General features: G+C 58.3%; 13 protein-coding genes, 1 tRNA gene and 6 pseudogenes. 10 read left to right on the plus strand and 10 right to left on the minus strand.

Annotation, left to right across the window (positions count from 1 at the left end; translation table 11 throughout):
- Positions 1-65 precede the first annotated feature (65 nt).
- Complete coding sequence (locus H4V96_RS19070) at positions 66-1,745, minus strand: AMP-binding protein (protein ID WP_010401550.1); 1,680 nt, start codon at positions 1,743-1,745, stop codon at positions 66-68.
- Positions 1,746-1,890: 145 nt separating this feature from the next.
- Between H4V96_RS19070 and H4V96_RS19075 the strand changes: the two are divergent.
- Positions 1,891-2,427, plus strand: a pseudogene (locus tag H4V96_RS19075) (DNA polymerase II); the annotation flags it as partial.
- 32 nt (positions 2,428-2,459) lie between these two features.
- On the opposite strand, the pseudogene H4V96_RS19080 reads toward H4V96_RS19075, so the two are convergent.
- Positions 2,460-2,831: pseudogene (locus tag H4V96_RS19080) on the minus strand (recombinase family protein); the annotation flags it as partial.
- A gap of 380 nt (positions 2,832-3,211) precedes the next feature.
- Positions 3,212-4,195 (minus strand): annotated as a pseudogene (locus tag H4V96_RS19085) (IS5 family transposase).
- 87 nt (positions 4,196-4,282) lie between these two features.
- On the opposite strand from H4V96_RS19085, the pseudogene H4V96_RS19090 reads away from it, so the two are divergent.
- Positions 4,283-6,301: pseudogene (locus H4V96_RS19090) on the plus strand (Tn3 family transposase); the annotation flags it as partial.
- Between the two features lie 445 nt (positions 6,302-6,746).
- Here the strand turns inward: H4V96_RS19090 and H4V96_RS19095 are convergent.
- From H4V96_RS19095 to H4V96_RS19115, 5 genes are read right to left on the minus strand one after another with little or no spacing between them, the layout of a single operon-like run.
- The gene (locus H4V96_RS19095) at positions 6,747-8,222 is read right to left on the minus strand and encodes an efflux transporter outer membrane subunit (protein ID WP_196854927.1); all 1,476 of its coding nucleotides are present in this window, start codon (positions 8,220-8,222) and stop codon (positions 6,747-6,749) included.
- Positions 8,219-9,244 carry an HlyD family secretion protein gene (locus H4V96_RS19100; protein WP_196854926.1) on the minus strand — a complete coding sequence of 342 codons (1,026 nt, stop codon included), beginning with the start codon at positions 9,242-9,244 and terminating at the stop codon, positions 8,219-8,221. Before H4V96_RS19100 ends, H4V96_RS19095 begins: the two co-directional genes overlap by 4 nt.
- Complete coding sequence (locus tag H4V96_RS19105) at positions 9,241-9,942, minus strand: ABC transporter ATP-binding protein (protein WP_196854925.1); 702 nt, start codon at positions 9,940-9,942, stop codon at positions 9,241-9,243. The genes H4V96_RS19100 and H4V96_RS19105 overlap by 4 nt, the downstream gene beginning before the upstream one ends.
- A gap of 46 nt (positions 9,943-9,988) precedes the next feature.
- On the minus strand, positions 9,989-11,146 hold the full coding sequence (locus H4V96_RS19110) for an ABC transporter permease (protein WP_196854924.1): 1,158 nt from the start codon (positions 11,144-11,146) through the stop codon (positions 9,989-9,991).
- A gap of 26 nt (positions 11,147-11,172) precedes the next feature.
- Complete coding sequence (locus H4V96_RS19115) at positions 11,173-11,970, minus strand: MipA/OmpV family protein (protein ID WP_196854923.1); 798 nt, start codon at positions 11,968-11,970, stop codon at positions 11,173-11,175.
- Positions 11,971-12,187: 217 nt separating this feature from the next.
- Between H4V96_RS19115 and H4V96_RS19120 the strand changes: the two genes are divergently transcribed.
- The 5 genes and pseudogenes from H4V96_RS19120 to H4V96_RS19140 all read left to right on the plus strand — a co-directional run bounded on the left by H4V96_RS19120 (position 12,188) and on the right by H4V96_RS19140 (position 18,233).
- A complete protein-coding gene (locus tag H4V96_RS19120; protein WP_196854922.1) occupies positions 12,188-12,844 on the plus strand; it encodes a response regulator transcription factor in 657 nt (218 codons plus the stop codon).
- Positions 12,841-14,259, plus strand: coding sequence for an ATP-binding protein (locus tag H4V96_RS19125; protein WP_196854921.1), 1,419 nt, complete (start codon positions 12,841-12,843; stop codon positions 14,257-14,259). The genes H4V96_RS19120 and H4V96_RS19125 overlap by 4 nt, the downstream gene beginning before the upstream one ends.
- 202 nt (positions 14,260-14,461) lie before the next feature.
- The gene (locus H4V96_RS19130) at positions 14,462-14,743 is read left to right on the plus strand and encodes a hypothetical protein (protein ID WP_196854920.1); all 282 of its coding nucleotides are present in this window, start codon (positions 14,462-14,464) and stop codon (positions 14,741-14,743) included.
- A gap of 80 nt (positions 14,744-14,823) precedes the next feature.
- Positions 14,824-16,653 (plus strand): annotated as a pseudogene (locus H4V96_RS19135) (DNA polymerase II); the annotation flags it as partial.
- A 263-nt stretch (positions 16,654-16,916) separates the two neighbouring features.
- Positions 16,917-18,233, plus strand: a complete 1,317-nt coding sequence (locus H4V96_RS19140; protein WP_196854918.1) for a hypothetical protein — start codon at positions 16,917-16,919, stop codon at positions 18,231-18,233.
- Between the two features lie 170 nt (positions 18,234-18,403).
- Here the strand turns inward: H4V96_RS19140 and H4V96_RS19145 are convergent, their stop codons facing one another.
- Positions 18,404-18,586: a hypothetical protein gene (locus H4V96_RS19145; RefSeq protein ID WP_196854917.1), complete on the minus strand. Its 183-nt coding sequence runs from the start codon at positions 18,584-18,586 to the stop codon at positions 18,404-18,406.
- A 46-nt stretch (positions 18,587-18,632) separates the two neighbouring features.
- Between H4V96_RS19145 and H4V96_RS19150 the strand changes: the two genes are divergently transcribed.
- A tRNA-Leu gene (locus tag H4V96_RS19150) sits at positions 18,633-18,719 on the plus strand.
- Between the two features lie 217 nt (positions 18,720-18,936).
- Here H4V96_RS19150 and H4V96_RS19155 read toward each other — a convergent pair.
- A pseudogene (locus H4V96_RS19155) lies at positions 18,937-19,221 on the minus strand (hypothetical protein); the annotation flags it as partial.
- Between the two features lie 289 nt (positions 19,222-19,510).
- Between H4V96_RS19155 and msuE the strand changes: the two are divergent.
- Complete coding sequence (msuE, locus tag H4V96_RS19160; RefSeq protein ID WP_010401558.1) at positions 19,511-20,092, plus strand: FMN reductase; 582 nt, start codon at positions 19,511-19,513, stop codon at positions 20,090-20,092.
- A gap of 207 nt (positions 20,093-20,299) precedes the next feature.
- Complete coding sequence (locus tag H4V96_RS19165) at positions 20,300-21,286, plus strand: DUF1852 domain-containing protein (RefSeq protein WP_070346180.1); 987 nt, start codon at positions 20,300-20,302, stop codon at positions 21,284-21,286.
- The last annotated feature ends 7 nt before the right edge of the window (positions 21,287-21,293 follow it).

Here is a 21,293-nt window from a genome sequence, read left to right on the forward strand (position 1 = left end):
GCAATACACCGGGACGCTCGCTGAGCGTCCCGGTGCTTTTTTATATACGCCAGAAAAGTGAACGCTTACGCGGCGCCCAGGCCCAGGTCGGTCGCCACCTGCTGGCGCAGCAGGTATTTCTGAATCTTGCCCGTCACCGTCATGGGGAATTGCTCGACGAAACGCACGTAGCGGGGGATCTTGTAATAGGCGATCTGGCCGTCGCAAAAGGCACGGATATCCTCGCTGCTGGCCTGCATGCCGGGACGCAAGATGATGCAGGCACACAACTCTTCGCCATACTTGGCATCAGGCACGCCCACGCATTGCACGTCGAGCACGCTCGGGTGGCGGTACAGGAATTCCTCGACCTCGCGCGGGTAGATGTTTTCGCCACCACGGATGACCATATCTTTCGAGCGGCCGACGATGCTGCAAAAGCCCTTGTCATCGATGACGGCCAGGTCGCCCGTGTGCATCCAGCGCGCCGTGTCGATGGCTTCCCTGGTTTTTTCAGGATCGCCCCAGTAACCCTGCATCACGGAATAGCCACGCGTGAGTAATTCGCCCTTCTCGCCGCGTGGCACGATGCGCCCTTGCGCATCGATGATTTTCACTTCCAGATGCGGATGGACGCGACCAATGGAGGCGACGCGCATGGCGCGCGGATCATCGATGGAGGTCTGGAAACTGACGGGCGAGGTTTCCGTCATGCCATACGCAATCGTGATTTCCGCCATGTGCATCAACTCGATGACGCGCGTCATGACTTCCATCGGACACGGCGAGCCAGCCATGATGCCGGTACGCAAGGTCGACAGGTCATATTGCTTGAAATCAGGGTGATCGAGGATGGCGATGAACATGGTGGGCACGCCATGCAAGCCGGTGCAACGCTCGGCCTGCACCGTGCCCAACACACTCTTCGGGTCGAAACCTTCGCCCGGGAACACCATGGCCGCGCCATGCGTGACGCAAGCCAGGTTGCCCAGCACCATGCCAAAGCAGTGGTATAGGGGGACGGGGATGCACAGGCGATCGTGTTCGGTAAGGCGCATGGCCTCGCCGATGAAAAAACCGTTATTGATAATATTGTGATGCGTCAGGGTCGCGCCCTTGGGCGCGCCCGTGGTGCCGGAAGTGAACTGAATATTGACGGCGTCGTCAAACTGCAAAGTGGCGCTGACTTCTTCCAGGTGCGCCAGGTCGGCGTCGGAGATGCCCTCCATCAAGGCATCGAAGTTGTGCATGCCCGGCGTGGCAGCCGCGCCCAGGCGTATCACATGGCGCAATTGGGGCAGGCGCGACGAGCGCAGCGCACCGGCACGCGAACCGGCGATTTCCGGCACCACGTCCTGCACGATGGCCAGGTAATCGCTGGACTTGAAGCTGGGCGAGACGATCAGCGCGCTGCACTGCACCTTGTCGAGTACATATTCGAGTTCCGAGCGGCGGTAGGCGGGATTGATATTGACCATGATCAAGCCGGCTTTCGCCGTAGCAAACTGCGTCAGCACCCATTCGGCACAGTTTTGCGACCAGATGCCGATTCTGTCGCCCGGCTGCAAGCCCAGCTTGAGCAAGCCGGCAGCCAGGCGGTGCACGCGCTGCTGGAATTGCAGATACGTCCAGCGCACGTTCTGGTGCGCCACGATCAGCGCATCATGCTGGCCGTAGCGGGCGGCGACGCCGTCCAGGTAAGCGCCTATCGTTGCGCCGATCAACGGCGTCTCGTGGGCGCCATGTACATAACTCAGTGCTTGCATGCTGTCTCCAGGGTAATGGCGCGATGCGCTCTTGTTATCGTCTTCGATACTAAAAATTATAGCCGCATCCCATCGCGCACGGCACCGGCTTGCTGTAATGTGCAGGCCGGTGCCACACTATCGGGCACGACACGGACACCAAGGCATGGACAGCACCGCACTCCCTCCCACACAGGGCTTTATCCTGACCCGCCACTGGCACGACACCAGCGCCGGTACGCAGGTCGATTTCTGGCTGGCAACAGATGCCGGTCCCCGCCACGTGCGCCTGCCCGTACAGACGGCGGTCGCCTTTCTTCCCATGGCGCAGCGCGAGCAGGCGCAACTGCTGCTGCGCGGCGAGCGCCACGCCGAGCTGCGAGCGCTGTCGCTGTGCGACTTCCAACATCGGCCCGTGCTGGGCTTGTACTGCAAGCAATACCGACATTTGCTGAAGCTGGAAAAGCAGCTGAGCGCCCACGGCATCGACGTGTATGAAGCCGATATCCGCCCGCCCGAGCGCTATCTGATGGAGCGCTTCATTACGGCGCCGGTGTCGTTCAGTGAAGAAACACCTCAGGCAGTACAGCTGAAGCCGGCGCCCGGCTACCGCCCGAACTTGAAACTGGTGTCGCTCGACATCGAAACAACGGCGTACGGCGAACTGTATTCGCTGGCCCTGGAAGGCTGCGGCCAGCGCCAGGGGTTTGAGGTGCAGTGGAACGGAAAACCGGGTTAAGCCACTGGCGCCACTTTCAGGTATTGATAAAGGGTCTCGCGACTGATGCCGAACTCGCGCGCAAGTGTGGCTTTTGGCTCGCCGGCACCAGCGCGGCGGCGCAGCTCGACAACCTGGTCGTTCACCAGCGTTTTCTTGCGACCTCGGTAGACGCCGCGCTGCTTGGCCAATGCGATCCCTTCGCGCTGTCGCTCGCCGATCAAGGCCCGCTCGAACTCCGCGAACGCCCCCATGACCGACAGCAGCAGGTTCGCCATTGGCGAGTCTTCGCCGGTGAAGCTCAGGCATTCTTTGACGAATTCGATTCGTATCCCACGCTTGGTCAGCGTCTGCACTAGCCGGCGCAGATCGTCCAAGTTGCGTGCCATGTCATTTTCAGAAGACAACTGCACGATTGTCAGAAGTAATCTGCACGGGAAATGACTGCATGGCCTTTGGTAGCAGACGACTATGGGGCCTGAGGAGCAAGCGAAAGTGGTTCAAGGCAAGAACCGCCGAAAATTTCGTCATCACGCTTTTGATCTCACCAATACCGTCAAGCTTATCGAGATGACAAAAGTGTCAACATCGCCGGAAACGGATGAAAAAAACCGGGCTGGATGGACCGGTTTCTGAATGTGAAACGATTCTAGGGAAGCGCTGATCAATTCGGTTTTCTGACGAGGCTGGCGCGCCAAATGCCCGACCGGCGAGCCGTTCAAGCCCGTTTTTCGTTCAATTTAACGTGATGCTGCGCGTCTTTCTGCAATCAAGACGGACTACGGGATTCGGTGATCGTAAAGCGCCGTCCAGCCAGCACCAGATTGGCAAAGGCGAACAAGGTAAAAAGCTGTGCAGTGTTCTTGGTCAAGCCGCGATAGCGCGTCTTACGATGACGGAACAGGTTCTTGATGACATGAAACGGATGCTCGACTTTCGCCCGCACGCTGGCCTTCAGATGCTCGAGCTTTTCCGTCAGGCGCCCCAGTTTATTGTTGGGCAGCGCCTTGCGTTTGGAGCGCTTCATGGCCACGTGCCATGTCACCTACTTGCCGATGTTTTCGGGTCGTTTTTCCACGCCCTGGTAGCCGGCGTCGCCGAGCGCGGAGCTCTCGTCACCATGCAGCAGCGCGTGCGCCTGCGTCACGTCGGCAACATTGCCGGCCGTGCCGATGACGGTATGCACCAGGCCAGACGCGGCGTCCACGCCGACGTGGGCCTTCATGCCAAAGTGCCAGTCATTGCCCTTTTTCGACTGGTGCATCTCCGGATCACGCTTGCCGTCCTTGTTTTTGGTGGACGGCGGCGCGGCGATCAGCGTGGCGTCGACGATGGTTCCTTCGCGCATCATCAGACCCTTCTCGGCCAAGTGCCCGTTGATCGTGTCGAAAATCTGGCGCGTCAGCGCGTTGGCTTCCAGCAGGTGGCGGAACTTCAGCAAGGTCGTCGCGTCCGGCGCCGACTCGCGGCCCAGATCAATGCCGACAAAGGCGCGAATCGATTGGCTGTCGTAGATTGCGTCTTCGATGCCTTCGTCAGACAATCCAAAGCATTGCTGGGCCACATACATGCGCAGCATGCGCGCCAGTCCGATCGGCGGGCGACCGGCGCCCTCGACCTTCGGATAGAACGGCTCGATCAGCTTGTGCAGCTTGCCCCACGGCGTCACGCTGTCGATTTCGGCCAGGAAGCGGTCGCGCCGCGTTAGTTTCTTCTTGGCGGCGTATTCGAGGTCGGAGAAGCTCTTTTGCATGGTCGATGGCGGACGGTGGCGATACCGTTATTGTCTCAGGTCGGAAAGCCGCAGGGAACGGTGCCAGATGAATAAATCAGTGCTTCCCTAGACGAAGCGGCGGCCACGCTCGCCAGCGCCTGCCAATTGCTGCTGGACGAAACGGTGCCGGATGCCGAACTGCGCAAACAGTTGTTCGCGCGGATTTCGCCGGACGCACTCGCGCTGGCCCTTTCCGGCGTCAATAAGCTGATCCGGCCAACCGACAATGTGTACTACCAGGAGCTGGATGCCAAGTACAAGACCGTGCGGCGCTTCCTGCCCGCGCTGGCCGAACACATTCAGTTTGGCGCGAATGCCGCAGGAGAGCCTTTCATCGCCGCATTCGCCTGGCTTCGCGCCAACATGACGATGAAGCGTCCCGGCAACGACGCGCCGCGCGACATCATCACCAGGCCGTGGCAACGCCATGTGCTGCGTGAGGATGACGCCATCGATTTCCACGCTTACACTTTCTGCGTTTTGTCCGAATTGCGTATCGCGCTGCGCCGGCGTGACGTGTTCGTGGCCCCGAGTTGGCGTTACGCCGATCCGCGCGCCGGCCTGCTCGATAGCGCCGAATGGGAATCCACTCGCCCGATAATTTGCCGCACGCTGGGGCTGTCGGCGGTGCCGGGGCCGACATTGACTGCCCTGGCCGATGAACTGAACCGCACGTACCGCGCTGTCGCCGCCAGGTTGCCCGACAACCCTGCCGTGCGGTTCGAGAAGGTGGGCGACAAACAAGAGCTGGTGCTCAGCCCACTGGACAAAATGGATGAACCGGCGTCGCTGATCGCGCTGCGCGCCAAGGTCACGGGCATGCTGCCGCGCGTCGATCTGCCGGAACTGATCCTGGAGATTGCAGCACGCACCCGCTTTACGGACGCCTTCACCCACATATCGGAGCGCACCGCGCGCGCTTCCGATCTGCATGTGAGCATCTGTGCCGTGTTGATGGCAGAGGCCTGCAACACGGTACCGGAGCCGTTGATTCGCGGCGACGTGCCGGCTCTCAGGCGTGACAGATTGTCCTGGGTGGACCAGAACTACCTGCGCGACGACACTATCACGGCGGCGAACACCATGCTGGTCGCCGCGCAGGGCCGTTCGGCGCTGGCCAGTGTGTGGGGCGGTGGCGAGGTCGCGTCGGCCGACGGCATGCGGTTCGTGGTGCCGGTGCGGTCAGTGCATTCCGGGCCGAACCCGAAATACTTCGGCGTCGGGCGCGGCATGACCTGGTACAACCTGATATCGAACCAGTTTTCCGGTCTGAACGACATTACTGTGCCTGGCACGCTGCGCGACAGCTTGGTCCTGCTGGCCGTCGTCCTGGAACAGCAGACCGACCTTCAGCCGACGCAAATCATGACGGACACGGGCGCGTACAGCGACGTGGTTTTCGGACTATTCCGCCTGCTTGGCTACCGATTCAGTCCGCGCCTGGCGGATGTCGGCGGCACGCGTTTCTGGCGGATCGATACCAAAGCCGACTACGGGTTGCTGAATTCTGTATCCGGACACAATATTAGCCTACAAAAGATCGAGCCGCATTGGGACGACATGCTGCGCCTGGCCGGCTCTCTCAAGCTCGGCCGGTTACCAGCTGCGGGAATCATGCGCACGCTCCAGGCTGGCGAGCGCCCGACCAGACTAGCCCAGGCCATCGCCGAGTTCGGGCGCATCGATAAAACCTTGCATACGCTGACGTACATTGATGACGAAGCCAAGCGCCGTGGCACGCTGACCCAGCTTAACCGGGGCGAGGGACGGCATAGCGTCGCACGCGCTGTCTTTCACGGAAAGCGCGGCGAACTGCGCCAGCACTACCGCGAGGGCCAGGAAGACCAGCTCGGTGCGCTTGGCTTGGTGCTCAACATGATCGTGCTGTGGAACACCAGCTACATGGAGGCCGCATTAAACCAGTTGCGTGCGGATGGCTTCGAGGTCCAGGATGAAGACGTGGCCAGGCTGTCGCCGTTGCTGCATGAGCACATCAACATGCTGGGCCGGTATTCGTTCTCGGTGCCGGACGCAGTGACCAAGGGGGAGTTGCGGCCGTTGCGCAACCCGGCCAGCGATGAGTAGAGCGAGCGGCTAGCCGGGATACGGGCGGAAATGATGCATAGACACGAAAGTAGTGACGGTCGGTTTTTTTATGCAATGCCGGCGTGGCCGTGTCGCGTCCGGATCAAGGATTTACCTTAATCCGGTTTCCGTTCCACTGCGCCTCTGACCCCTGTTCCGGTACGATATGCGCACCAAAAAATGTTCGCAATACGTTGCGCGTGAGCGAGCCTTAACCTCTTCCGGATGCTCTTGGCGTCGAAATGTTGACATTTCGCTCAAAAAAATTAAGTTTTGCGGGCACAAAACACTTGGAGCCTAAGATTGTAGGTAAGCGATCCTTGGTTTGATATAAGCGCAAATATCGCCCCATCTGGAAGCACTTCTGTTTTTGCCACACCTTAGCGGCTGCATAGTTGAACGGCAGCAGGGGGTATGTCGACGGCGTGGCAAGTATCCACTGATATTAGGTATCTCCACCCAACGATGCGAAAACGGTAACCCATGCGATGGCTAGCGCAAGCTTAGCCTGCGCGCTGCGGTCCAGTGCGCGTTGTTGCGTGCGTTGGGCCTCCAGCCAACCACCCGCATCGCTAAGGCCTGCCCGGTACTGCGCTTCGACTACTGTCGTGGCCTCTGTCTGCAACTTTGCCGCGGAATCCATCGTCGTTGCATACCTAATTGCATCCCCTAAATCGGCGAGAGCCGTATCGGCTTCGACAAAGGAACGGTGTACAACCTGTCGATACCTGGCTGCCGCTCCTGTCTGAGCTGCCGTAGCGCGCTCTCGGTCAGCCGCCAAGCGACCACCGTCAAAGAGGTTCCACGCCACAACGCCAGCCACAGTACGAGCCGCTGCCGCTGGGCCGCTCAAGCTGCTGAAGGTTGCACCCGCCAGAGCGGCTGAGGAATCAAATGTAAGGCTTGGCCAACGTGAAGCATTGATCGCGTCGATATCGAACCCAGCCGCGCGCAGTAAGGACTCGGCCTGTCGGACATCGGGTCGACGTCGCAGCAACTCGCCAGGTAGCACGGTGTTCAAGGTCAGGTTCCGTAATCTTACGTCGGGCGATGCTGCAAGTTGATCGGCAATTGCTGTTGGGGTGTCATGTAACAGCAAGGCAAGCGCAGCCATTGTTTGATGCAGAGTCGAGCTAAGAGCCGCCGCATCCGCCTGCGCCTCTTGCAGCTGTGCTTGCGCACGCAAGACATCCAACGGCATCGCCAATCCTGCATCGGTCCTTGCTTGGGCGACATTGGTTATTGCCTGCGCTGCAGCGACGGTATCGTGTGCGATCTGCAACCGGGCTTGTCGTGCCCTTGCATCCAACGCTTGCCGAACCACCTCGGCGCTAACGAGCAGTCGAACGCCCGCTTGATCCGCTTCGGAGGCGGTGGCGCGTTCCCCGGCTGCGCGTCCGCTTGCACCGAGGCGATCGAATAAGTCGATCTCCCAACCAACGCTCACCTGGGCAACCAGCGCGTTGACTGTGCGTAAAGCTGGGGGAAATACTTCATTCTGAGACAATTTGCGTCGTGAGGCCGATGTGTCGAACTGTAGGCTTGGTGCGGTGGCGGCGCGAGCTCGTTCAACCAAGGCACGTGCCTCCATCAAGCGCGCTTGTGCAACCTGGATGTCCCCGTTTTTATGCAATGCATCATTAACCCAACGGTCAATCAAGGGATCTGCAAAACGCGACCACCAGCAGTCAAGCGGATCATTAGCGGCACTGACAGGCTGCGATGTACTCGACGGCGCTGCAATAGAGAAAACAGGCGGCAGATTCGCGCGCGCTTGTTCTATCGCTCTGGCCGCTACGTTCGATGGCAGGGACGTACAAGCGCTGTTCGCCAATGCCAAGACCAGCCCGATACTGACGGTACACAACCGTTGCAATGGGCGCGTTGCTCCGCCGCTCACATCGTGCTTGGTTGACTTCATTGGGCAGTCCCAGGGGCAGATCCAGTCACGTAGGCGTCGACTTGCTGGCCCACAAACAAGCCGGTAGTGCCCTGTGGCAGCTTGAAAATCAACTGTAGTACCCGCGTATCGACGCGCTCATCAGCGGCATTGTTGAGCGATTGCTTTGGCTTGACGAGCGGCTCGACGCGCACAAAGACGCCCTTGACTGAAGATCCCGCTGCGCCGCGAGGCGAAACCATGACCGTCAGCCCAGATACGCTCGTTGCAGCCGTGACATCGATTGGACCCAGACGCGATATATCGGCCTCGTCAATATCCACCCGCACATGCAGCTGGGCAATCCTTCCTATTGTCAATAGGGATTGATTAGTCTGACCTAACGCTCCAGTTGCAGCATACTGCCCGGGCCGGGCCCGTACCTGCAAGACGGTCGCGTCGCTGGGGGAACGCAATGCAAACTGGCTGATACGCACTCGCGCTACGTTTAACGACGCCGCCGCCTCATCCTGCTGTGCCTCAGCAAGGCGTGCACGCGCCTCAGCCTGCGTCGCTGCGCCCTGACGCCGCAGTAGCTCTTCGCGGGACCTGGCCCGCGGGTCGCTTATTGCTTCGTAGAGTGTCAGCAGAGTTTGCTTGTCCTTCAAGTCGGATACGGATAATTCCGTGTTACGCGTCGCCGTGATCAACGCAGCCTCGCGAAATGCAAGGTCAGCTACCGCATCACGATCGTCAAGCTGTACCAATAGTTGTCCGGCGCTCACCTGCGAGCCGGGCACCACAGCAACACTGCGCACGATGCCGCCTAAAGCAGGTGCCAGTTCAACAGCTTCACTCGAAGGCTCGATCAAGCCCGTACCGGCCACCGTACCTGCACTGGCCATGGCGAACCGGCCCGCGTTGGGCGCAGCCGTTGGCGCGATGGCTGGAGCCACAACCACTTCATTCGGTCTCCTGGATAGCGCTTGCCAGGCGGCATAGCCGATCAGCAGCACAGCGATCGCTGGCAGCAACCACTTCAATGCCCATTCGCTGCGTCTCATTTTGTATCGTCCTTTGTGCTCATATGCTCTGTAGGCAGCTGATTTACAAGCGTTGTCACCAGGCGCCCATCCTCCATTTCAATAATCCGGTCAGCGAATTCATGTACCCGGCTGTCGTGCGTGACCACGATCACGGCGCGCCCGGGCCGCACTGCCAATGCGCGCAGCAGTTTCATCACCGCATGGCCTGACGCGGCGTCCAGCGCTGATGTCGGCTCATCGCAGACAACGAGCCGCGGGCCGGGGGCCAGTGCGCGAGCGATGGCGACGCGCTGCTGTTCGCCACCCGACAGTTGTGCTGGCAGCAGGTTCACCTTGGTTGCCATTCCCAACTGGGCCAACATGGCAGCGCCGGCGGCCGTGGCAGCTTTGCGAGACGCCCCCGCAGCTGCAATTGCCAGTCCCGCGTTCTCGGCTGCTGTTAGGGTCGGTAGCAGGTTGAACTGTTGGAAAATGAAGCCGACTTCACGCAGGCGGAAGTCCACTAGTGCATTTCTTGATAAGGATGTCAGGCGCGTGCCGAAGAGCTCAACGTTGCCCTCCGAGGGCGACAAGATGCCCGCAATGATGGACACCAGTGTGGTCTTTCCGCAGCCTGAAGGGCCAACAAGCAGTGTCAACTCACCGGCCGCCAAGGTTAGATCAATATCCTGCAAGACGCGGTTCCGTTCGTTACCATCGCCAAAATCTTTAATCACGCCGTTGCACCGGACTGCCGGCGGGATCGACCCAGTCGGTATGCGTTTATCCACGGAACACCACCGCCGCATCAGTCGAGACCACCTTGCGCACCGATGCCAGCGACGCAACCAGCGTCATCACAATCACGGCTGCGCCCACGCCCACCATCACCTGCCAGGGTAAGTAAAAGGTGGAAAAGTCGGCTGAAGCACCGGCTAATGCTTGCAGTACCCAAGCAGCAGCGCCGATGCCAAGGCCGAAACCCACCAGTGCTGCCAGAAACGCCTGCAGCAAGACCATACGTACCAAAACGCTGCTGCGCACGCCGATGGCCTTCAAGGCCCCTAGCTGGCGCAAGTTGTCGCGTACGAATAGGCTAAGCGTCAGGGCCACGATCACCGCGCCCACGATAGCGCCGAGAATTACGACCACCGCAAAGGAGTACACGATGCCGCTCGTGGCAATCGTGTAGTCGATGCTCTGGCGCACAAAGACGGAGCGGGAAGTTGCTTTGAGACCAGTGCTGGCGTCAATGCGTTGCGCCAACACTGCCATATCCTGACCCTCGGCTGCCTTCACGAGTACGAAGGACAGGGCGTTGCGGCCGCTGGGGGCGTAGCGTAAGGCATTGGCGTAACGGGTGAAGACGATGGCACGACTGACGCCGAAAACTGGCAGAGTGTCCACAATGCCGGCCACCACCGCGCGGCGATCATTCAATTCGAAGCTTCGGCCCAGTACTTCGGGTTCGCCTGGAAACAACAGCTTGTAGCCGCTGCGGTTAAGAAAGACGGCGTCTGGCCCACGAAGGTCGGCGAAACGGCCAAGGAAAAATTTCTGCGGCGCGCCAAGCAGGGTCGCATCATCGACACCCACTAGTCCGACTGGTTGACTTGATCCATTTGCGATCCGCACCGCGCCCGCACCGCGAAACAGGGGCACGGCCCAGGCGACGCCGGACACACTCTTGACGCGTGACACCTCAGACAAGGGTATGGGAACAGGTGTGTTGACGCTTTGCGTTCCGCGCCGCATGACCCATAAGTCGACTTCGGGCACGTCAAGCACGGGATTGCCTGAAAGCGAGATAAGCCCGATACAGAATGACACTTGTTGTGCCATCAACAGGGTTGCGAACGCCATGCCAAAAATCAACGAAAAGAATTTGACGCGGTCTCCCACGAGCATGCTGATCGCAACCCACCCTAGCTTTGCTTTCATGCCGTTTTCGAAGGGACGCACTGCCCTCAAAACTTGTAGATCATTGTCGCCAGCAAGGAAGACTGGTCGCGATCCACCGTGATTGGACTGATGGCTGCAGCATTACGCAGCTTGTTGTTCGCGGCGCGACCAAAGAATGTCCAACGGTCAGTCAGTGGCACAATCGCCTGCACGAAAGCACCGGCGCTTGCAACGCCACTGTTTGCCTTGAAAACTGCCATCCCTGAAGCGTTAGATTGACTGGCGGACACGCCGAAGAAATTGCCTGCATAGGTATTGTCCATGGCCTTGACTTGCAGGCCTAGCCCGAGCACTCCAGCGCGGGAGGCTAGAACGTTATAACCGACCTCTGTTTCCAACAGCGTGCCCTGCTTATTGCTACTGCCGAGGCGCGAAATTAATTTGCTCTTAACAAAAGCATTGCCAAGTCTGTATTCCAGGCCCAGATTAATCGCTGGCGTAAAGCCGATGTCCCCCAGGCCTCTCAGACGAACATCATCCTTGGCCTCGCGCTTGTCGAACGAAACGCCGATCGATGCAGTGCCCTTGAGGCCGTCAAGTAAATCCGCCGATACACCAACTCCAGCAATCGGGTTGATAAAGAACCAGTCGCGGTACCGGAGGTCGAATGTCGGTATCGCCATCGTTTTATTCTTGGAAGATCCTGCGTATCTCGGTCCCGTAGCGATGGCTGCGCCGGCACTGACCGACCAGTCACTCTTCGTCGTCGTGGTTGGAACGGATTGTGTTTGCGCATGAGCATTCACCGTTGAAAAAGCGAAAAAAAGTGCGACCAAAGGGTGAAAGTTGGTGTTTGCAGTCATGAAGTCCACTCGTTGGCTAGGGTGTTGGTTTAATTGAAAGACGCTCAGCTTAGCTTTTGCAAGATGAAGCCTGGATGAAGATGAATAAATAGTGATACCTAAACGGACTAAGCAAGTTTATTATTCCATCGTGCCGATCCATCTTCGGATATGAATTGGAACGGTGATTCTCCCTTTGTCCGAACTTTCGAACGACTCAGCCACGATATTAGCCCGTATGAAAATTTTGCTTGTTGAAGATGATTTGCCGTTGGGCCGATCGCTGCGTCGGGTGCTGGTCGAGCAAGGCCACGTGGTCATCTGGCTGCGCTTGGTTACCGAGGCCAAGAATCACTTGCAGATCGAAACCTTTGACATTGTGCTTCTGGATATCGTGTTGCCGGATGGGTCGGGCCTAGACCTGCTGTTCTTGATTCGCGCGCGGGGCGACACAGTTCCCGTGATGATGTTGACGGCGCGCGATGCCGTCACCGACCGCGTGATGGGCCTGGATGGCGGTGCCGATGACTACCTGCCCAAGCCATTTGCAATGGAGGAGTTGCTATCTCGAATTCGGGTGTTGCAGCGGCGCAGCCGTGGACAGTTAAGTGCCGCCTGGAGGGTGGGCACCCTTAGCATTGACACATCGAAGCGACAGGTGCGAATTGAGGGTGACGAGGTAACGCTATCGGCGCGCGAGTACAACATCCTAGTTATCTTGGCGGCCGACCCTGGCAAAGTAATGACACGCGCGCAAATTGAACGATCATTGATGCTCTCTGACGGTATCGAGAGCAATGCCGTCGATGTTCACATCTACAACTTGCGAAAGAAACTGGGTACGGCCCGTATTGCCACTGTGCGCGGTGTTGGTTACGCGCTGGAGACAATGTGATCAAGCATCCTTCCCTTTTACGTCGACTGGTGTTGTGGCAAGCCGGTGCAATGGTAGTGGCATGGCTTGTGCTAAGCATCTGGATAATTGCCGGAATGATGACATTTGGTAAGGGCGATCTTGACCAACGTATGAAGACTTTTGCAAGCATTTTAGCTGAAACCGCTAGTGCTAGTGGCGGTGCCAAGGCAGGGGATGACGCCGAGTTGCGCCGACGCCTTGCAGCCGCTGAGCGCATCTTCATCGAAGGTTTAATGAACGGAATGAATGCAATGGACGGCCCGGCGCCGCTCTACCAGGTCTGGTCAAGCGACATGAAGTTGCTTCATGCAAGTGCGGGTGCCGCCGCGATCGCAATGCCGACCCGGGGAGCACAATTTTCTGAAATTGAATTCGCCGGACATAGATATCGCGCGGTACAAGTGACGAGCAGCGACGCAAGTACCTTGGTAACGATGACCGAAAGGGCTGGTCGCCGCTTCAGCGCCCCGCTGATTAAAGTGGTCAAAGTCATTGGGCTAAGCCAATTGCTGATCTTACTTTGGTGTCTGTTGGTAACCAGCCTAGCAGGCTGGCGTGGATTCAAGCCCATCAAGGCATTGGCTCAGCAACTCGCCGATCGAAGCGTCGGTGATCTGTCGCCTCTGCATGCCGAGCGGCTTTATTCGGAGACCGCGCCTGTAGTGCAAGAGGTCAATGCTCTGTTAGCGCGCGAAGCACTTCGACTGGAAAGTGAACGCGGCTTCCTTTCCGACGCCGCGCATGAGTTGCGTACGCCGCTGGCAGCGATCAATGCGCAAGCACACCTGCTCGCGAACACCGCAGACCCCGCTACGCGCGCCGTGGCTGTTGATGAACTGGAGCAGGGAATGGACCGTGTGTCCCACCTGCTGGAGCAACTGTTGACGGTCGCCCGGCTCGAGGCTACAACAATTCCATCGCCACGCGAAACGCTGGACTTGGCAGAGCTTTGCCGTCAGCGGTTGGCACCACTGTCGCGGTTGGCTCGTTTGCGAGCCATAGAGCTGACGCTGGACTCACCCGGGCACTTGATTGCTTCAGTCCAACGCGCAGGCTTTATCTCTATTCTTGAAAACTTGGTCGATAACGCGATTCGCTATACACCGTCCGGTGGCGATGTAAAGGTTTGCTTAATTTCGCACGGACGTGAGCTCGAGCTACAGGTTAGGGATGATGGCCCTGGCATTGCCCCCGAAGATCGAGAACGCGTATTTGAACGCTTTGTGCGGTTGCCCGGTCAAGTTGAACGCGGCAGCGGACTAGGCCTGTCGATTGTGCGGCGCATAGTAAAGGCAGAAGGATCTACTTTGCAATTTATTGAAGGATTATCAGGTCGCGGGATTGGATTTGCCGTTTGTATTCGACAGCCGACTGAACCGCCACGAGTTATGTAGACATTTCTGAGCCATAATTCTAGGCTAAAGGAGTGAATATGCCCGATGAAGCCGTTCTCAGGTTCGCAGCAACACCGCTGAGTGTCATCTGGTTGTAGCTTCACCCAACCACCCGGCCCGATAGGCACGGTACTGGGATTCGCTCTGGCCGGAAAAATCTGGGGTTCCGGCTTAGACCCCCTACACGCCCGAATTCCTTGATGTGCTCAAGCTGAAGGCGGCGCCGGCCGCGCAAGCGGCACTGGACCCGATCGACGTGCTGCGCGAGATGAACATGACGGGTTCTCGCAAGGTGCCCGACGATGCGCCTGTTTCCTTCGCAAGGCGCGCTGGAAGCCGCTCGTTATCACCGATGAAGGGGTGGATCGTCACTTTTACAAAATCTGCGTGCTGTCGGAGCCGAAGAATTCGCTGCGATCCGGCGCAGAGCAGGAAAGTGGATGAGAGAAAATATCGGCCGTTGCGGGACTTCAAAGATCGTTAAGAGTGCTTAGCGCCCAATTTTTTCCGTTTTCCCTATTCGCTCCTTAACCCGGTTTTCCGTTCCACTGCACCTCAAACCCCCGCCAGGTCTATATGTTGGGGCCGCCAAACGGCGGTGACGAGGCACTCGATTTCGACCTCGAATACTGCGACAGCCGCGCCCAGATCCTTGAACGCCTGAACACGTGGATGGAAGAGCATGATCCAGACGCCATCATCGGCTGGAACCTGGTGCAATTCGACTTGCGCGTGCTGCGCCAGCACGCCGAGCGCTACCGTGTGCCCTTGCGACTGGGACGCGGTGGCGCCGTCATGGAATGGCGCGAGCATGGCGACAAGCAAGAACACTATTTTGCCGCCGCCGCAGGCCGGCTGATCATCGACGGCATCGAAGCGTTGAAGTCGGCGACGTGGAACTTTTCCTCGTTCAGCCTGGAAAACGTGGCGCAAACGCTGTTGGGCGAAGGCAAGTCCATCGACAATCCCTACCAGCGCATGGCCGAGATCGACCGGCGTTTCCGTGAGGATAAACCGGCACTGGCGCGCTACAACCTCAAGGATTGCGAACTGGTCACGCGCATCTTCGCCAAGACCGAGTTGCTGACGTTTTTGCTGGAGCGGGCCAGCGTCACAGGGCTGGCGGCCGACCGCAGCGGCGGCTCCGTAGCCGCCTTCGAGCACCTGTACTTGCCGCTGATGCACCGGCAAGGTTACGTGGCGCCCAACCTGGGCGATGTCACCGGCGAAAACAGTCCGGGCGGCTTCGTCATGGATTCCCAGTCGGGCTTGTACGATTCCGTGCTGGTGCTCGACTATAAAAGCCTGTACCCATCCATCATCCGCACTTTCCTGATCGACCCCGTGGGCCTGGTGGTGGGTACGCGTGGCGACGAGGCACAAACCGTGCCCGGCTACCGGGGCGCGCAATTTTCACGCCTGAAACACTGCCTGCCCGCCATCGTGCAACAAGTATGGCAGGGGCGCGAGGCGGCCAAGCGCTAGCGCAACGCGCCGCTGTCGCAAGCGTTAAAGATCATCATGAACGCGTTCTATGGCGTGCTGGGCTCGAGCGGCTGCCGCTTTTTCGACCCGCGCCTGGCCTCGTCGATCACCCTGCGCGGCCACGACATCATGCACCGCACGCGCGAGCTGATCACCGAACAGGGCTACCAGGTCATCTATGGCGACACGGATTCGACGTTTGTGTGGCTGAAAACGGCGCATAGCGATGCAGAAGCGGGCAAGATCGGGCGCGCCCTGGTGACGCACGTGAATGCCTGGTGGGAGCGGCATTTACGCGATGAGTTCGGCCTGGACAATGCGCTGGAACTGGAATTCGAGACGCATTACCGGCGTTTCCTGATGCCCACCATCCGTGGCTCGGAAGAAGGCAGCAAGAAGCGCTACGCCGGCCTGGTGGGCAAGCCCGACGGCAGCGAGACGATGGTCTACAAGGGACTGGAAACGGTGCGCAGCGACTGGACGCCGCTGGCACAGCAATTCCAGCAAGAGTTGTACCGGCGCATCTTCCAGCGCGCCGCCTACCAAGACTATGTGCGCCACTACGTGGCGCGCACGCTGCGCGGCGAATGCGACGCCTTATTGGTCTACCGCAAGCGATTGCGCCGTCCGCTCGACGATTACCAGCGCAACGTGCCGCCCCATGTGCGCGCGGCGCGCACGGCCGACGCCTACAATCTGGCGCAGGGCCGGCCACTGCAGTACCAAAATGGCGGCTGGATCAGCTATGTGATCACGGTGGCAGGGCCGGAACCGCTGGAAACGCAGCGCTCGCCCATCGATTACCAGCACTACCTGACGCGCCAGTTGCAGCCGGTGGCCGACGCGATACTGCCTTTCCTGGGCGACGATTTTTCGCGCCTGGTGTCGGGGCAGCAGGATTTGTTTTAGATCAATTTTGCTGACCGGCAAGGCCAAGCTGAGGTAATATCGGCGCCTGCCAGGCCAGTCTGCGGGTGCTGTGCGCCGGAGCAGCGTAAAATACGCCATGGCGAAAGAATAAGAGCTGCACGAAAAAGACGATGCCATTCCAGACGAGAATCGTTTGCAACAGGATTTTCGCCGCTGAAATGGCGCATCATTTGACATTATGTTGAACCAGCAGGCAGCGCATGTAACCGTCTGTCCTGCTAATTTTTGAATGAATTGACACCATGACCGAGATTACGTCCTTAAGAGACATCCCGCAAAAAAATATCTTCCGCAAGGGCGACACCTTTGTGCTGTTCGGCGAGCTGTTCGGCCGCGGCTATGTGAATGGCTTGCTGGACGAAGCGCGCAAGGCGGGCATGAATATCGTCGGCATGACGGTCGGGCGCCGCGATGAAAACCTGGCGCTGCGCCCACTGAACGCGGAAGAGCTGGCAGAAGCCGAAGCCAACCTGGGCGGGCGCATCATCAATGTGCCGCTGATGGCCGGTTTCGACCTCGACGCGCCAGCCGGCGAACCGACGCCGACGGCCCTGCTGGCCGGCATGACCCTGAAGAGCTGGCAGGAAGACAAGCTGGACTGCGCGCAAATCGAACGCTGCCGCGAAGCCGGCATCGCCCGCTTCAGCGCTTCCGTGGCGAAAGCCATGGCCGAACTGGACAGCCTGATTCCCGATGGCAGCAATGCGTATTTCGCCCACACCATGGCCGGTGGCATTCCAAAAGTCAAAGTCTTCCTGGCCATTGCCAACCGCATCTACAAAGGCCGCGGCGAGCGCTTCATGTCCTCGCGCGCCCTGCTCGACAGCGACCTGGGCAAGCTGATCCTGATGAACTTCGACGAAGTCACGGCCAACACCCTGCAGCACCTGATCGACGGCAGTGCCGCCATCCGCGCACGCCTCGAGCAAACGGGTGGCCAGGTGCGCTACAGCGCCTACGGCTACCACGGCACCGAAATCCTGATCGACGGTACATACCAGTGGCAAACATATAGCAACTACACGCAAGGCCTGGCCAAGATGCGCCTGGAAAACGTGGCCAAGGCTGCGTGGGAAAAAGGCATCAAGGCCACCGTCTTCAATTGCCCGGAAATCCGCACCAATTCGTCCGACATTTTTGCGGGCGTGGAACTGTCGCTGTTCCCCCTGCTCGATGCGCTGAAAAAAGAAGGCGGCGCAGCCTGGGCCGAAGAGCAATGGAAAATCTGCCAGGGCTTGCTGGAAGACGGCGTCTCGCTGCAAGACTTGCTCGACCGTATCGCCGCCTACAATGGCGACGCCACCAGCGTGCAGTTCCGTAACTTCGCTGCCTGGCCGATGGACAACACGCCGGAACTGGCCGAGGTCATGATCGGCACCTCGGACGACATCACCAAGCTGCACAAAGAGCGCAAGGAACTGATCACCGATCAGCTGAGCTCGCTGGTGCTGGAAGGCACGGGCCCGCTGATGTTCCACGCCATGTCGGAGCCGCAAGCGCCCGTTGTCTGGCTAAACCACGACATCATCGCGCGTCAGCTGAACTCGGCTCACAACTGAACTTGATGTAACGCAAGCGGCAAGACACCGACGGCCCGGCTCATCCCCGGGCCGTCGGCGTTTTGATGGCGGCTTTGCGTGACGCACGCCTTACGCGCGCACGCTGGACACGCCACCATCGGCGAGCAGCGCCGTGCCGCTGCAGACACTGCAGGCATCGGCAGCGAGGGTCAGCGCCGAGCGATCTCGTCCGGCATGGCCAGGCGTTTCGATACTTGCCAGCCCGCCACACAGGCCACGGCTTGCGCGCCGCCGTGCACCAGCACAGTTACGCGCCATGGCGCGCGAACAGTTGCGCTGGAATTGACGTCGTCAAAGAGCACCAATGCCTGAGTAAAATACTTTTCAAGCATAAAACTTGCCAGATTGTGACAGATCAGCCATAATGCGTCTCGCGTTGCCGGGATGGCGGAATAGGTAGACGCACGGGACTCAAAATCCCGCGCTGGAAACAGCGTGCCGGTTCGATTCCGGCTCCCGGCACCACCAGACAAATCGAAGAAGTACCGATGAAGCCACTAAATCCAATAAAATCAAGGATTTAGTGGCTTTTTTCTTGTCTGTTCAATCCCCACATTGCCGATCAAGCCCGAAAAACTGCTGACGTTCTTGGTCAAGTTTTGTGTAACCTTGGCGCCACCTCGGATGCAACCCTCCAAACATTTTGGAGAAAAACGTGACATCGGCAATTACTAGCGCGACAAAAGATCTGCTTGGCGACGCCGCCCACACCCAGCCGTGCCAGGTGCCGGCACCACGTCCATCTTGCTCGCATATTGCTCGACCAGCCAACGCGGCAGGGCCGACACGCCGCGTCCACTGGCCACCACTGCAGCATGATGTCGATGGTTTCGATGGTTTCAATGGCTTTGTGGCGCTTGGGCGTGACACCGAGCGGTAACAGGATGCTTGTCGATGTCCAGGCGTTGAGCGCGCCTAGCGCGCCAAACTGGCACTTCTGCTTGACGCTCACATCAGCGTCGGGCCAAGTTTCTCGACCTGCTGGACGATGTTGAGGTGGATGCGCTCAAGCATCTGGATGAATCATTTTCATGTATACATGAAATATGACCATTATACTTCATGGATACTCAGCGCTATCATGTAACCCGTGGTGCTCGCATCTTGCGCAGCGCTCATGGCCAGCATGCATCAGCTCGGATGAGCGGCCGTGATGCGCAGCGTCGATCTGGCCGACACGCTGGAGCAGGAGAAACCCAGGGCCAGGCCGTGCGGATTTTCCGGCGCCGCACAGATCCATCTACATGAAAGCAAACATGACACGTCCACTGCGCTTAGTCGCCGTTTCCGGCGGGATGCAACGCCCTTCCAAGGCTACCGCCCTGGCCGAGCACCTGCTGGACCTGATCGCCGACGAAGTCGCCTGCGAACTACGCCTGGTTGAACTGGGTCAGTTGGCACCACAGCTTGCGGGCGCGCTCTGGCGCTCCCAACTGCCCGACAACGTGGAGCGCGAACTTGCAGCGGTCGAGCAAGCTGACATCCTGGTGGTGACAACACCGGTCTTCCGCGGCGCCTACACGGGACTGTTCAAGCACTTCTTCGACTTCATTCATCAAGATGCCTTGATCGACAAACCCGTCCTGTTGGCAGCCACCGGCGGCAGCGAGCGCCATGCCCTGGTGATCGAGCACCAGTTGCGACCACTGTTCAGCTTCTTCCAGGCACGCACCTTGCCGCTGGGCGTGTACGCGACCGATAAGGATTTCCTCGACTACCGTCTACAGGACGCGGCCCTGATCGGGCGGGCCGCACTGGCAGTCCAACGGGCATTGCCATTGATCGAGTTGACGCGCCGTGCAAGATCTGCCGCCGCCGAGGAGTTGATTGCGGCCTGAAGCGAAGGAGCATCGGATTGCCGCCTGGCGGGTGATAAAGAACGCTGGTCACTCGCAGCAGACAGCGGCACGTCTCGATTAGCACGCACAGGAGCAAGAATGGCACGCGAGAAGAATTGCAAATAAGATTGTAAAACTATCAATAAAAACAGACATCTCAATACTCAAATTCATATTTTTCCGCAGAAATTAGGACACCAGATCACAATGAGCAAAGATTTCACATTTAACATCAAGAGCATTTCTTTCGATGAAAACTATCATCCATCGGAAAATACGCGCCTGACGACCAACTTCGCCAATTTAGCCAGAGGAAAGAGTCGCCAAGAAAACTTGCGCAATACCCTGAGGATGATTGAAAATCGCTTCAATAACTTGGCGCACTGGGATAACCCGAAGGGAGATCGCTACTCGGTAGAACTGGAAATAATTTCCGTCGAGATGAATATTGATGTTGAAGGCGGCAATGACGTACTGCCATTGATTGAGATATTGAAACCGAACATCATAGACAAAAAAACCAAGGAACGCATTGATGGCATCGCCGGGAATAATTTTTCCTCTTACGTGCGCGATTACGACTTCAGTGTGCTGCTGCCAGAGCATAACAATAATAAATCAGCATTTGGCACGCCGGAGAATTTCGGCGATTTTCATGGAAAGCTATTCAAACACTTCGTCAAATCAAATGCTTACCAGGAGCGTTTCAACAAGCCACCTGTTATCTGTATCAGCGCATCGAGCAGCAAGACTTATCATCGAACTGAAAATCAGCACCCGATACTGGGCATTGAGTATCAGCAAAATGAATTTTCCCCGACGGATGAGTATTTTGAAAAAATGGGTATGCAAGTTCGCTATTTTATGCCGCCTAATAGTTCTGCCCCTTTGGCTTTCTATTTTATCGGCGACCTGCTTGCTGACTACACCAATCTTGAGCTTATCGGCACCATCAGCACGATGGAAACGTTTCAAAAGATTTACCGGCCTGAAATTTACAATGCCAATTCTGCGGCGGGAAAGCATTACCAGCCTAGCTTAAAGAATCAGGATTATTCATTGACGCAAATTGTCTATGATAGAGAAGAGCGCAGCCAACTCGCTGTCAAGCAGGGAAAATATACGGAGGAGCACTTCATCAAGCCCTACAAAAATATTCTCGAACAATGGGCTGCCAGCACGCTCTCGCATTAAGCAAAAT

Origin of the sequence: Janthinobacterium sp. CG_23.4, from assembly GCF_029892305.1 — a bacterium.
GTDB lineage: Bacteria > Pseudomonadota > Gammaproteobacteria > Burkholderiales > Burkholderiaceae_D > Janthinobacterium > Janthinobacterium lividum_D.

Coding starts and splice junctions, on each gene's coding strand:
- H4V96_RS19070 (WP_010401550.1), bottom strand. CDS start 1,745: ATGCAAGCACTGAGTTATGTACATGGCGCCCACGAGACGCCGTTGATC.
- H4V96_RS19095 (WP_196854927.1), bottom strand. CDS start 8,222: ATGAAGTCAACCAAGCACGATGTGAGCGGCGGAGCAACGCGCCCATTG.
- H4V96_RS19100 (WP_196854926.1), bottom strand. CDS start 9,244: ATGAGACGCAGCGAATGGGCATTGAAGTGGTTGCTGCCAGCGATCGCT.
- H4V96_RS19110 (WP_196854924.1), bottom strand. CDS start 11,146: ATGAAAGCAAAGCTAGGGTGGGTTGCGATCAGCATGCTCGTGGGAGAC.
- H4V96_RS19115 (WP_196854923.1), bottom strand. CDS start 11,970: ATGACTGCAAACACCAACTTTCACCCTTTGGTCGCACTTTTTTTCGCT.
- H4V96_RS19120 (WP_196854922.1), top strand. CDS start 12,188: ATGAAAATTTTGCTTGTTGAAGATGATTTGCCGTTGGGCCGATCGCTG.
- H4V96_RS19140 (WP_196854918.1), top strand. CDS start 16,917: ATGACCGAGATTACGTCCTTAAGAGACATCCCGCAAAAAAATATCTTC.
- H4V96_RS19145 (WP_196854917.1), bottom strand. CDS start 18,586: ATGCTTGAAAAGTATTTTACTCAGGCATTGGTGCTCTTTGACGACGTC.
- msuE (WP_010401558.1), top strand. CDS start 19,511: ATGACACGTCCACTGCGCTTAGTCGCCGTTTCCGGCGGGATGCAACGC.
- H4V96_RS19165 (WP_070346180.1), top strand. CDS start 20,300: ATGAGCAAAGATTTCACATTTAACATCAAGAGCATTTCTTTCGATGAA.